Source organism: Variovorax rhizosphaerae, from assembly GCF_037889975.1.
Classification (GTDB): Bacteria; Pseudomonadota; Gammaproteobacteria; order Burkholderiales; family Burkholderiaceae_C; genus Variovorax; species Variovorax rhizosphaerae.
This window is the reverse complement of the sequence record NZ_JBBKZT010000002.1, coordinates 55274-68096: the sequence shown is the minus strand read 5'-3', so window position 1 is coordinate 68096 and position 12823 is coordinate 55274. Positions and strand designations below refer to the sequence as shown.

The window sequence follows — 12823 nt, the reverse complement described above, 5'->3', positions numbered from 1 at the left end:
CGGCTGCTTTCTTGGCCGCCCAACTGGAAGTCAGGGCCCTGAGCCAACCTACCGCAGCCACTGGCGAACGTCCGCAACCTGGATGCGAGCAAACCTGGAGGACGCGGGTGTTTTCGCCATTCAGGCAATCCCGTCCACGGCATTCACAATGCGTCACCAGCCAACCATAGGCGGCGGACACGCACATGAAATTAGACCCGGTATCGCTGAAACTTTTCGTCGCCGTCGTGGAGGAGCAAGGGATCGGCAAGGCTGCCGAACGCGAGCACATCGCAGGCGCTGCCATCAGCAAGCGAATCACCGAGCTCGAAGGGATACTTCGAACGCAACTCCTGACGCGCAGCTACAAAGGGGTCGAGCCCACCGCCGCAGGCATCGCGCTCTTGCGTCTGGCGCGCCAGGCCCTTCACTCGCTCGACGAGATTCACACACAGATGCTCGACTATGCGGGCGGCACGCGCGGACAGGTCCGTCTGTTTGCCAACATCTCGGCCATCACGCAGTTTTTGCCGGCGGATCTTGCGACGTTTGCAGAGGAATACCCCCAGATTCAATTGAATCTTGAAGAGCGCAACAGCGCCGTCACGACGAAGGCCGTGGCCGAGAACGCAGCCGACGTCGGAATCTACACACGGCAGCCACACGGGGACAATGTCGAGACCTTGCCCTACGAAGAAGACGAGTTGGCGGTGGTCCTGCGGCGCGACCATCCGCTTGCTGCTCGAAAGAGCCTTCAACTGACAGATTTGCTCGACTGGGATTTCGTCGGCCTTCGCACGGGAAGCGCCATCAACAGTCAACTCACCGAAGCGGCCGTGCGCACTGGCCGGACCGTTCGATTGCGCGTTCAGGTCACCGGCTACGACGCCTTGTGCCTCATGGTTTCAGCAGGACTGGGCATCGCCATCGCACCGCACAACATTGCGCGGCTCTTTGTGAAGCGCTTGAACATTTGCGAAGTGAAGCTGGACGAGCCATGGGCCCGCCGCGAACTGTGCATCTGCGTTCCCAACGGGCCGCGGCCTGTTGCTTCCAGTCTGCTGGTCCAGCACCTGCAGAAGTGCGCGTCCGAGCGCAAACCCTAGTCTTCGCGCTACGCGAAGACCCCTTGGCAATCCATTGCTTTTCGAGGGAATTCCAGCCGCTCACCATTCGTCCCACTGGCTCCATGTTGCGAGCCACCTCCAGGAGACTGATGATGAGCAAGAGTGTTTACAAGGTTGTGCTTCTTCCCGGCGATGGCATCGGACCGGAAGTCACCGACGCCGCGGTTGCAGTGCTGAACGCTGCCACGGAAGCGCATGGCATTGCGCTTGACTACAAGACATACGAAGCGGGTGCCGAGCTTTACCGCAAGACGGGGATTTCCATGGCCGACGCCGACATGGAAGCGCTGCCCCAGGCCGACGCCATTTTGCTCGGCGCCATGGGCCTGCCTTCCGTGCGCAAGCCCGATGGAACCGAGATCGCGCCCCAGATTGACATCCGGGAACGCTTCGGCCTCTTCGCAAGCCTGCGGCCCTGCAAGCTCTTTCCCGGCGTCCCGTCGCGGGTCAAGGCCGAAAAGATCGACATGCTGGTCATCCGCGAGATTACCGAAGGCCTGTTCGCCGGTCGCCACGACCACCTCGAGCCCAGCGACGAAGCGGTGGGCGACCGCCTGGTCATCACCCGTGCCACAAGCGAGAAGCTGTTCAAGGTGGCATTCGAGCAAGCGAGAGCACGTCGCAAGACCCACGGCACGCCGGGCCACGTAACCCTGCTGGACAAGTCAAACGTCCTTCGCAGCAACGCTTTCATGCGCAAGATCTTCGACGAGGTTGCGGCGAAGTACCCTGACGTGGGCAGCGACCGTCTGTACATCGACGCCGGTTCGATGATGTTCGTGACCCATCCGGAGCGCTACGACGTCGTGGTGACCGAAAACGTGTTCGGCGACATCACATCAGAAATTGCCGCGGGGATTGTGGGCGGCCTGGGCGTCGCGCCCTCCGGAGACATCAGCGAGACGATGGGCGTCTTCCAACCAAGTCATGGCACCGCTCCGGACCTCGCCGGCAAGGGCGTCGCCAACCCGGTGGCGACCATCCTGTCGGCCGCGATGCTTCTGGACTGGCTGGCCGAGCGCAACGAGGATGATCGCTGCGTCAAGGCAGCGGCAGCGGTGCGCGAGGCAACCGCCAAGGTGCTCGCAAGCGGTCCCAGGACCGCCGACCTTGGCGGCAACGCAGGAACCTCGGCAGTGACGAGTGCCATCATCGCGGCCCTGCCCGCGACGATCGAATCCACAGTGACTGTGTGAGGTCGATCATGGCAAAAGTAGCAATAGTTGGTTGCGGTGCCATGGGCTCGGTATACGCAGGCCTGATGGTCAGCGCGGGCCATGAAGTCCATGCGATCACCCTGTGGCCGGATCATGCGGCCGCCATGCAGGCGCACGGCCTGCGGGTGGAAGGTGCAAGCGGAGACCGTACGGTCCCGATCCATGCGAGCACGACGACAGACGGAATCGGTCCTTGTGATCTCGTGATCATCGCCACCAAGTCCTTTGATGTGGAGGCGGCCGCCAAGGCATCCCTGCCCTTGCTTGGTCCGAAGACTCCCGTCCAGACGATCCAGAACGGCCTTGGTTCGCCCGAAAAGGCTGCTGCCGTGCTCGGAGCGGATCGGATTGCAATCGGCGTGGTCGGGGGCTTCGGCGCCTCGATCAGGGCTCCAGGTCATGCGCACCACAACGGCATGGAGATGATCCGCTTTGGCGCACTCGCGGGCCTGTCCCGTGATGCATTGGAAACGTCCGCCGAGGTCTGGCGATCAGCCGGTTTCACGGTCGCGCTTTTCGAGGACGTGAAGCAGATGGTGTGGGAAAAGTTGATCATGAACGTCGCTTTCTCTGGCACAACCTGTGCGACTGGCATGACGATCGGCGAGGTCATGAACAACCCGGACGCCTGGAAGATCGCGCGCGGCTGCTCCCTCGAAGCGATCGCGGTGGCCAAGGCGGCGGGTATCAAGCTCGACGTGGGTGATCCGATCGAGCATGTCCGCAAGCTCGGCAGCAAGATTCCCGATGCCAAGCCTTCAATGCTGCTCGATCACCTGGCGCATCGTCGCTCCGAGGTCGATGCGATCAACGGGTCAATCCCGGCCGAGGCAGCCAGGTACGGCATTCCGACCCCCATGAACGAAGCCCTCGTCGCAATCATTCGCGCGCGGGAAGCAACCTTCACCAGCTAGGCCGCAGGGCAACGCCATCGATCGGCCGCGCAGCGCGTGGCCCATGCGGCCGTCCGGCCGCTGCCCGGAATCACCAAAGGAGACATCATCATGTTCAAGCTTCATCGCCTGCTCGCCGGCGCCATCGCTTGCGTCGTTCCTCTCTGCGCTCTTGCGCAGGACTATCCCGCCAAACCGATCAAGCTGATCGTTGGCTATGCGCCCGGCGGCTTCACCGACGTGGCCGCACGGATGATCGCCACCGATCTTCAGAAGCGCATTGGCCAAACCGTTGTCGTAGAGAACAAAGCCGGCGCAACCGGGACCATCGGCGCCGATGCCGTCGCGAAGTCAGCGCCTGACGGGTACACGCTGTTGCTGGCACACCAGAACTCCAACGCCGTAGCGCCCGCACTCTTTCCGAAGCTTCCGTACGACGTGGTCAAGGACTTCACGCCGATCGCCCTGGTGGCCAACACTCCGCTTCTGATGATCGTGAATCCCTCCGTGTCGGCCAAGGACCCGGCCAGTTTCATTGCGTTGGCAAAGAAGGAGAAGGGAGCGCTGCGTTTCGCGTCTTCCGGAAGCGGCAGCTCGCAGCACATCGGCGCTGCGATGTTCATGCTGGCGACCCAGACGGAGATGAACCACATTCCTTACAAGGGCAGCGCCCAAGCCCTGAACGACCTCCTGTCCGGTCAGGTCGAACTCAACTTCGACTCACCACCGCCGACGCTTCAATTCATCAAGGCCGGGAAACTGCGAGCGCTGGCAATCACCAGCGCCAAGCGCTCGCCCCTGCTTCCCGACGTTCCGACCATGGCCGAGGCTGGCCTGCCTGGTTTCGAGTTCACGCAGTGGTTTGGCGTCGTTGGCCCGGCTGGCATGCCGGCGCCGGTGGTGAAAAGGCTCAATGAGGCGATCAACGCGGGGTTGGCGTCTCCAGAGATGAAGGAAAAGCTCGCCGCGTTGGGGGCCACGCCGATGGGTGGCACTCCGGAAGAATTCGCAAGGACCATCAAGGCAGACACACTGAGGTTTGCGAAACTCGTGAACGAGGCAAAAATCAAGCTGGATTGAACGCATGGGGCATATGCGGCGGGTACAGCGACCGCTCGCGAATGCCCCTGTCCGACTCGGTTGCGGTCACCCACGCGTGTGACGGCTTCCATTGAAAGGAGCCGTAGACGCCAGTCACGCCTACGTCCACATCTGTTTAGGGTTGTGCGACACCTGCCCTCAGGTCGTCGTCACCTTCGCGCTGCGCCAGTCTCCGGGCAGGTATCTCACAACCCTAGACAGTTGCAGCCGTTCGGACACAACCTACGAATGGCCGCTGACGACGCAGCAATGCAACCGGTTGCGTATGCAGATCGCCCCAAGACTCGAGACCAGTCTGAACCTCCATTCCGCGGCCGCAAGCCCACACACACTCCGCGCATGTCATTGGAAGCAGCAGCAACGGATGTTGCTGAGGCGGTCGGCAGCAGCGCCGACGACACGGCCAACGAACTGCTGCTCCCTTGATTCCGCGGCGAACGTCGATGCGCCGAACGAGGGCCTCGCTACTCAAACAATGACGCGACGTAACGTACCGCAGCAGGAGAAAATCGGCGTCGACGTGACGCCTCCATGAAACATCTCGGTCGACTCATACGCAGCGCCAGCCTGAGCGGCTATGAGGAGCTGGTGCGATCGCTCGGCCGGGATCCTCAAGCGTTCATGCGGACCGTGGGCCTGCAGGCCAAGCTGCTGGAGCATCCCGAGACGCTGATTCCCGGCGACGCCGTGCGCGAACTGCTCGAGATCACCGCGCGCGCCACGCGCACTGAAGATTTTGCCCTGTGCCTGGCTGCCCAGCGCAAGCTCTCCGCGCTGGGGCCGATCAGCGTCGTGCTGAAGGAAGAGCCCACACCCCTGGCCGCGCTCGACACGCTGGGCCGCTACCTGAAGCTGGTCAATGCCTCGCTGATCTTCCGGCTGGAGGAAGCGGGCGACACGGTCGTCATTCGTGAAGACCTGTTGCCGAGCGCGGGGCTGCCGATGCGCCAATCGATCGAGCTCGCCGTCGGCATCATGTTCCGCATCCTGCGCGAGTTGATCGCGCCGAACTGGCGACCGCTGCAGGTCTGCTTCACGCACCGCCCGCCGGCAGACCTTTCGGCGCACCGGGCCTTCTTCACGCGCAACGTCACGTTCAACCAGGACTTCAACGGCCTGGTCTGCGACGCGGCCGACCTGCGCAAGCCGCGCGGTTCAGCGGATGAGAGCGCAACGCGGTTCGCGCGCGAGTACCTCGATGCGGCCTTGAAGCGCCGTGGCGAGAGCACGCGTGACGCTTGCCGGGAACTGATCCTGGCCCTGTTGTCCGGCGGTGGCTGCACCGTGGAGGAGGTGGCACGGCACCTGCGCGTCGACCGTCGCACGCTGGCCCGCCGGCTGGACGCGGAAGGGCTCACCTTCAGCGGTTTGCTCAACGACGTGCGCTCCGAGCTGGCCAGGCGCCACCTGCGCGACAGCGACCTCCCGCTTGGCGAGGTGGCCGAACTGCTGGGCTTTTCGGGACCCAGCAGCTTCAGCCACTGGTTTCGCAAGCACTTCGGCTGCAGCCCCTCGCAGTGGAGCCGCCAGGCCGGCGGCGTCGCCGCTCAGGATGCCGCCGCCGCCTTCTGAAAGAGGGCTTCAAGACGCATGGCGTGTGCCATGCGCTCCACGAGGCGCCAGAACGTATGAATGAATCCGGCGTGGCCGTGCGGGCATGGCGGGTTCGTTCGCACCTTTTCAGGCCGCCTTCCGCAGGAACCCCTGGTTCGCCCCATGGCGATTGGGCGCGAAGCCGTTGGCCTGCAGCGATTCTTCCGCCGTGTCGTAGAAGACGCCGATCTTCGAGATCTCGCGCGCCTGCTGCGCCGTCGCGATCGGACGGCCGAACTCGCGTGCGATGCGCACAAGTTGCTCGATCTGTGCGACGGTCCCGATCTTGGCCGAGCGCGTCTGGTTCCACAGCACGTCCTCGGTCCCGCAACGCACGTGCAGGCCCATGGCAATACCGAACATGTTCACTGGCAGCACGTTGCGCACCGAGCTTTCCACCGTGAGCACGGCACCATCGGGCACGGCGCGCACGAAGTTGGCCAGGTTGTAGATGTTGGGCGCATCCATGCCGCCGCTGATGGCCACCCAGTTCATCACCAGCGGGCCCTTGTAGACGCCGCGGCGCATCAGCCGCTCGACCGACTCGAAGCTGTTGATGTTGTAGCACTGGAAGGCACTCTGGATGCCGGCCTTGCTGAGGCGGCGGATGTGCTCCTCGACCCAGCCCGGTTGGGCCGGCACCGTCATTTCCTTGTAGGCCTCGAAGATGGCCGGGATCTCGCGCGAGGTGCCCTTGAAATCGGCCAGCTCGGCGTGTTCGGTCACGTTCATCTGCGAGGTGTTGACGGTCACTGTCACCTGGTCGGGTGTCGGCTCCAGTTCGGCGAGCATGTGCCGCGTGTCGTCGCTCAGCCACTTGGCGGCCGCGCCTTCGGTTTCTGGCGCGAACGAAATCGAGCCCCCGACCTGGATGATCATTTCAGGCACGGCCTTGCGCACACCGGCGATGAGTTCATTGAACTTCGACAGCCGCTTGCTGCCTTTGCCGTCGAGTTCGCGGACATGCAAGTGCAGCACGGTCGCGCCCGCGTTGTAGCAGTCCACCGCCTTCTGGACCTGCTGCTCCATCGTGACCGGGATCTCTTCCGGGAAGTCTGAAGGAAGCCAGCCCGGCGCATAGGGGGCGGCGGTGATGATCAGCGGCTGCTGGTTTTCCGGGAACAGGTGGCCGTCGAGGAAGTTCATGTGCGTCTCCAGGTTGCAATGCGGATGTCGAAGTCTCAATACGGCACGTCGCCGACGATGCCGGCACGCTCCATCTTTCGCGGCGCGGGCCAGTAGTCGTTCAGCGCGTAGTGCTGCGTGCTGCGGTTGTCCCAGACGACCACGTCGCCGGGCTGCCAGGACCAGCGCAGCTGGTACTCGGGAATGCTGGCCCGGCTGACCAGGTAGTTCAGCAGCAGGGCGGCGCCCGGTGTCTTGTCGATGCCGTGCCGCACGTTCTCGGGCGTGCTGTAGTTCGCGAAGTGCGTGCTGAAGCTGCCGACGAAGAGCACCTTCTCGCCCGTCTCCGGGTGGGTGCGCACCACAGGGTGCTCCACCGGCGGATGGTCCTGGCCCAGCTTGAGGCGGGCCTCGGGCGCCATGACGGCACCGAAGGAATGTTCGATGCTGGCCTTGGCCCGCAGCTTGCCGATCTTCTGCTTGATCTCGTCGGGCAGTTCATCGTGCGCCTGGACCATGTTGACCCAGATGGTGTCGCCGCCGATCTCGGGGCACTCGATGCAGCGCAGTACCGCGCCCATCGCGGGGGCGGAGCGCCACAACCCGTCGCTGTGCCAGGTGTTCTCGTAGCTGTGCCTGTTGTCGCTTCGGTAGATGCGGACCAGGCCCGGATGCTCGGGGTCGCTGCCGACCACCGGGTGGTCTTCGAGCTCGCCGAAGCAGCGTGCGAAGGCGACGTGTTCGGCACGCGTGATGTCCTGCCCCCGGAAGAAAAGCACCTTGTGCTTGAGCAGCGCGGCGCGGATCTGCGTGAAACGTTCGGCGTCGCGCGAGGCCTCGCCGATGTGGATGTCCGAGACTTCCGCCCCCAGCGAGGGCGTGATGGGTCTGATCTTCATGAAATGGGTCTCCGGTGGAATGTCAGGGCGCCAGTCAGTTCGCCTGGATGTGGAACTTCCTGACGATGGCGGCGTTGCGCTCGAACATCGCCCGGGTCTCGCCGAGCAGCGCGGGCGTGTCGATGCTGAGTTCGGGTTCCAGGCCGACATCCGCCAGCTTCTGCTGCACCGCAGGGGCCTGCGCAGCCTTCTGGATCGTGGCGTGAAGCTTCGCGAGCACGTCGGACGGCAGCTTGCTGGAGCCGATGAAGCCGACCCAGCCGCGGAACTGCAACTCCGGGTAGCCCAGCTCGGTGGTGGTCGGCACGTCGGGCAGGTAGCTCGAGCGCGTCTTGCCGCTGAAGGCATAGGGGCGCAGCTTGCCGGCCTTGATCAGCGGCATCGAGGTCAGCATGCCGTCGAACATCATGTCGACCTGGCCACCGAGCAGGTCCTGCAGCGCGGGCGGCGAGCCGGCATAGCCGACATGCTGCATGTCCAGCCCGGCGCGGTCGCTGAGGATCAGGCCGGCGTACTGCGACACGGTGCCAGGGCTGTAGCTGGCGAAGCTGGACTTGCCCTTGCGCGCCTTCAGCTCGGCGACCAGGCCCTGGAAGTCCCTGGCCGGGAAGCCGGCCGCCGTCACGAGCACCACGCCCGAGCGCGCGACCGCCGCGATGGGCACCACGTCCTTGAGCGGATCGAAGGGCATCTTCACCACATGTGGCGTTTCAGCCAGCACGTTGCTGGCCGCCATCACGAGGGTGTTGCCGTCGGGCGGCGCCTGCAGCATGGCTTGCAGGCCGATCGAGCCGCCGGCGCCGGGGCGGTTCTCGACGACCACCGGCCGACCGATGTCCAGCGCCATTTGCTGCCCGACGACGCGGGCGACGATGTCCATCGTTCCGCCTGCTGGCGCAGGGACGACAACCCTCACGGGCTTCTCGCCCAAGGCCCAGGCGCTGAGGGCCAGCGAGCATCCGGCGAGTGCGACGGCGGCGCGTGCAAGGTGCGGGATTTTCATTTTCTTGTCTCCGGTATTGGTGATGCGGGCTTTGGAAAGCGACAACGCAAGTGTCCTGCGGATCGCGCCGTTGACTCTTGCTTATCCGGGACATCTATTTGTCGATCCGGGACAGCGGCGCCTTCACCATTCCTGTTGCCGCAGCGCGCTGCAAGGTGCCTCCCGCCCACCGCCGCTGGCGTGGTTCGCGATCGCCTTTGCCCGCTGATGGCACCGCCGTTCCCGGTTGTTGGCCGAAAGCACGCAGTGTTGTCGATTCCGGTCGTCCAGACTCACGGGCGAACGTGGCATCAATGGCCGGTCAACGGGCCTTGCAGCCGTGGCCCGCCGCCTGCCCGAGGGCAACAGCGCAGCCGCACTGTCGGCTGGCGGTTGTTCTCAGCTCCCCTTGTCAATGCGAACCATCGATGTGCAGCATTCCGCCAGATCGACTCGGGTGACGGACCGGACCCTACAGCGACGAGCAGAGATGCCCACCGTCCACCGGCACGCAGGCGCCGGTCATCCATGATCCGGCGTCGGTGGCCAGCAGGAGGAGAAGTCCGTCGAGTTCTTCGGCCTTGCCCAGCCTGCGCATCGGAATGCGTGCGATCAGTGCCTTGCCCTGTTCGGTCTCCCACATGCCGTCCGTCATCTCGGTGCCGATGTAGCCCGGCTCGATCGCGTTGACGCGAATGCCGAAGGGCGCCCATTCGAGTGCCAGGCTCCTGGTCATGTGCACGACCGCTGCCTTGGAGGTCGAATAGGGCGCGATGCCGGGCATCACGCGCTCGCCCTGGATCGACGCGATGTTGATGATGGACCCGCCACGGCATGCCTTCTTCCAGCGCCTTGCGGCTTGCACGGAAACCAGCCAGACGCCGCGGACGTTGGTCGCCATCAACGTGTCGAAATCCTCGATGGGCAGCGCCAGGGCCGAGCCCGAACCGGCGACGCCGGCGTTGTTGACGACCACGTCGAGCATGTCGCCCGACGCGTCGATCGCGGCAAAGGCCGCTTCGATCGACTGCTCGGAGGCCACGTCCATCTCGACGACGGTGACTTGCGCCGCGCCGAGCTTCGCGAGGTCATCAGCGAGCGCATCGAGCCTGGCCTTGCGCCGTGCCGCGATCACCACCTTGGCCCCGTTGCGGGCGGCCACGCGCGCGAAGTTTTCTCCGAGCCCCGACGAGGCTCCCGTCACGAGCACCCGCTTGCCTGCGAGCATTGCACCCAGATCCATGTCGACATCCTTTTCAATTCAATGAGATGTCTTGAATCGTAGGAATGCCGGCCGCTGCGCACGCCCTCCCAATGGGATGGGTCGGCCCCGCTCGTCGACGTTCAACTGGCCGGTTGCGCCTTCGGAAACTGCCATTGGCCCGACAGGATCTCGCCACGCGGCCGGTACAGGCGGACCATGTAGTTCCAGCCCTGCATGACCGGGATGCAGTTGGGCGCCTGGTCCTCGCAGCCGCCGAACTGCACGGCCACCGAGCCGTCGGCGTTCTTCTTGCCGGTGACGCTGTTGATCGTGTAGGCGTTCTGTGCGTTGGCCTCGTAGTAGCCCTGGGCGTTGTAGACGCTGATGGACCAGAAGCCATCGACCGGCACGTCCTTGACGACGAGGCGGTGGACCGTCGTGCCGTCGTTCTTCTCCGGCACGACGTTGAGGTACATCGCATCCTTCTGCGGATTGCCGCCCCAGGCCGACGCCGCGCCGGTGAGCCTTCGAACGGGATCGACCTTGCCCCTCGGGCCAAAGGCGCCGTTGGTGTCCGGTAGCGTGTTGGCGAGCACGCGCAGGGCTTCGCGAACCTTCTTCTGGCTGTCTGCGTCCCAGTTCGGCGTTTCGAAGCTGCCCGTGCTTTTCTGTCTCACCTGGATCGCGTCCTGCAAGGCGTGCACGCGCTGCACGTCCGCGGCATCGTTCGGGTCGACCAGGATGCGCACGCCCACCAGCGCATAGCGCGTGCCGACTTCCTTGCGCGTCAGTGTGTAGCTCCCCGGGCGGTAGCTCACCAGCGGCGTGTAGTGGTCTTCGTCGAGCACCTGCATCGACATGAAGCGCTTGCCGGCATCTGGCAGGGTGATCGTGACCGGACCGGCGTCGAGGTCGAAGATGCCCGAGGCATAGAGCGTGTCGCGGTTGATGCGGACCACGGTCTGCTTGTCGATCCCGACCAGTTCACGGGTGAACTGGAGCTTGCCGAAGCCGCCCCTGCGCACGATGCTGGTGAAGTACATGTCGGTCTCGGCGCGGACGAAGTTGTCGGCTGTCACCGGCACGGCGGGCTGTGCGTTCTTCTGGGCAAGAGCGGCGCAGCCCAGGCAGGCTGCCAGCGCAGCCATGGATAGCTTCTTCAATGAGGTCATGGTTTGAGTTCAGGGGTGGGTCAGGGAAGCTTCACGAGCGCTGGAGGGAAGTAGTTGCCTTCCTGCGCCTGTTCGTTCGCGCCATACAGCCGAAAGCTCAGGTTGAACTTGCCGCCCTCCGGCGTGGGGAGCCAGTTGGCATCCGCAGGCTGCGCCGGCTTGCGGGCCGCATAGACGATGGTCAGCGAGCCGTCGTCGTTGTACTTGAGCCCCGAGCGTTCGTTGAGCTGATAGCGTTGCAGCGGGTTGGGGATCACGAGGTAGCGCTGCGAATCGACAGCGGTCACCGACCAGAAGTAGCGCACCTGGTCGCGCGGCAAGGCATTGCGGGGGAAGGTCTGCGTGTAGACCGCGTTGCCGTCCAGTCCGCGGGCGGCGTAGCCGACGTACTCGCCGCCGTTGTTGGCCCAGATGCCCGCCATGTTGGCCACGGTGCGCGTCCGGTAGTCGCTGCCGTAGTTGCCCAGCACGGGCTGGGCCCAGCCGTCCTGGATGCGGCCGACGCTTGCGCGCATCTTGCCGAATCCCGGCACCGCGCGTTCGCGGATGACCTGTTCGACCCGCGCACGGCCTTGCTCGCCGGAACGCACCAGCGCCTCGGCCTGCCTGACGTGCGCCTGCAAGGGCGCCATGCCGGGATTGATGTCTGTCTCGCTGGCAAGGATCGCCGGCGCGTTGTCGAAGGCCTCCGCGCCTGGCAGTTTCGAGAAGGTGAAGGGCGGCGCCTGGACGAGCGGATCGATCTTCGGCTGACCCAGCGGACTGAGCGTGATGAGGTGCTGGAGTCGCACCGCCTCCTTCGCGTCACTGCCCAGTTCCACGCGCGCCAGGACACGCGCGGTCCGACCGGGCAGGTCGATGCGTAGCGCGTCGGCTGGCGTTGCCACCGCGGCGCCTCGAAGGCACAGCGCGTAGCGGCCCGACGACCGCTGGGGGTAAGTGCGCTCATTGATGTTGAGCACGGTCTCGCCCCAGCCATTGAGCATGTGCCAGGTGAAGTAGCGCCCCGGCATCGGGGGGATGTCGACCTGCACGCAGGTCCGTTCGTCGACGGCCACCCATGCCTCGCTGTAGGCGACGTCCAGGTTGGGATTGGCCCATGCCACGGCGCCTGGTTCGCGATGCACGAGGCGATTCCAGGCGAGTCCGTCCTGCTCGAAGTCCTGGCGCTGCTGCCGCAGGACCAGCAGGCGACCCAGCAGGTAGACGTAGGCATCGGCAATGTCGTCGTCGGACAGTGCGGCGACTTCGGCCGCAGGAACCTTGTCGCTGGCGGCCGGGGCGGGCGTCGCGCTGTGGACCTGCGCACAGGTGGCGATGAGCAGGAGGGATAGCAAGGGCTTGATGGCGCTGCGTGCGTTCTTCACGTTGGGTTTCTCCTTGATCGGCTGGAAGCAGCGACGCGCGCTCGCGGCCTCGGATGATTCCCCCCAAGAAGACCACACGCACCCCTGTGCCGACCCCACCCCTTCGTGAGGGGGGAAGGGTTCTGCCCATCCTCAAAGGGTGGGGAATTGCGCAGGGGCGATCC

The 12823-nt window shown here is 64.7% G+C and carries 11 protein-coding genes; 5 read left to right on the top strand and 6 right to left on the bottom strand.

Translation table 11 applies throughout. The features are described 5' to 3' along the window. The first annotated feature begins 185 nt into the window (after positions 1-185). From WKW82_RS04145 to WKW82_RS04125, 5 genes are all read left to right on the top strand, one after another. Positions 186-1085 (top strand): LysR family transcriptional regulator, encoded by a 900-nt coding sequence (locus tag WKW82_RS04145; RefSeq protein WP_340340988.1) that lies wholly within the window; start codon positions 186-188, stop codon positions 1083-1085. A gap of 113 nt (positions 1086-1198) precedes the next feature. Continuing rightward, positions 1199-2302 carry an isocitrate/isopropylmalate dehydrogenase family protein gene (locus tag WKW82_RS04140; protein ID WP_340340987.1) on the top strand — a complete coding sequence of 368 codons (1104 nt, stop codon included), beginning with the start codon at positions 1199-1201 and terminating at the stop codon, positions 2300-2302. 8 nt (positions 2303-2310) lie between these two features. Next, a complete protein-coding gene (locus WKW82_RS04135; protein ID WP_340340986.1) occupies positions 2311-3237 on the top strand; it encodes a ketopantoate reductase family protein in 927 nt (308 codons plus the stop codon). 36 nt (positions 3238-3273) lie between these two features. Further along, positions 3274-4296: a Bug family tripartite tricarboxylate transporter substrate binding protein gene (locus tag WKW82_RS04130; protein WP_340340985.1), complete on the top strand. Its 1023-nt coding sequence runs from the start codon at positions 3274-3276 to the stop codon at positions 4294-4296. Between the two features lie 552 nt (positions 4297-4848). After that, on the top strand, positions 4849-5889 hold the full coding sequence (locus WKW82_RS04125; RefSeq protein ID WP_340340984.1) for an AraC family transcriptional regulator: 1041 nt from the start codon (positions 4849-4851) through the stop codon (positions 5887-5889). 108 nt (positions 5890-5997) lie between these two features. Here WKW82_RS04125 and WKW82_RS04120 read toward each other — a convergent pair whose 3' ends face one another. The 6 genes from WKW82_RS04120 to WKW82_RS04095 form a co-directional block, all read right to left on the bottom strand. Continuing rightward, the gene (locus tag WKW82_RS04120) at positions 5998-7056 is read right to left on the bottom strand and encodes a beta-keto acid cleavage family enzyme (RefSeq protein WP_340340983.1); all 1059 of its coding nucleotides are present in this window, start codon (positions 7054-7056) and stop codon (positions 5998-6000) included. A 35-nt stretch (positions 7057-7091) separates the two neighbouring features. Then, on the bottom strand, positions 7092-7934 hold the full coding sequence (locus WKW82_RS04115) for a TauD/TfdA dioxygenase family protein (protein WP_340340982.1): 843 nt from the start codon (positions 7932-7934) through the stop codon (positions 7092-7094). A 34-nt stretch (positions 7935-7968) separates the two neighbouring features. Continuing rightward, positions 7969-8937, bottom strand: coding sequence for a Bug family tripartite tricarboxylate transporter substrate binding protein (locus WKW82_RS04110; RefSeq protein WP_340340981.1), 969 nt, complete (start codon positions 8935-8937; stop codon positions 7969-7971). A 451-nt stretch (positions 8938-9388) separates the two neighbouring features. Then, on the bottom strand, positions 9389-10159 hold the full coding sequence (locus WKW82_RS04105) for an SDR family NAD(P)-dependent oxidoreductase (RefSeq protein WP_340340980.1): 771 nt from the start codon (positions 10157-10159) through the stop codon (positions 9389-9391). Positions 10160-10260: 101 nt separating this feature from the next. Beyond that, positions 10261-11292 (bottom strand): DUF1254 domain-containing protein, encoded by a 1032-nt coding sequence (locus tag WKW82_RS04100; protein WP_340340979.1) that lies wholly within the window; start codon positions 11290-11292, stop codon positions 10261-10263. A 20-nt stretch (positions 11293-11312) separates the two neighbouring features. Further along, a complete protein-coding gene (locus tag WKW82_RS04095; RefSeq protein WP_340340978.1) occupies positions 11313-12659 on the bottom strand; it encodes a DUF1214 domain-containing protein in 1347 nt (448 codons plus the stop codon). Positions 12660-12823 lie beyond the last annotated feature (164 nt).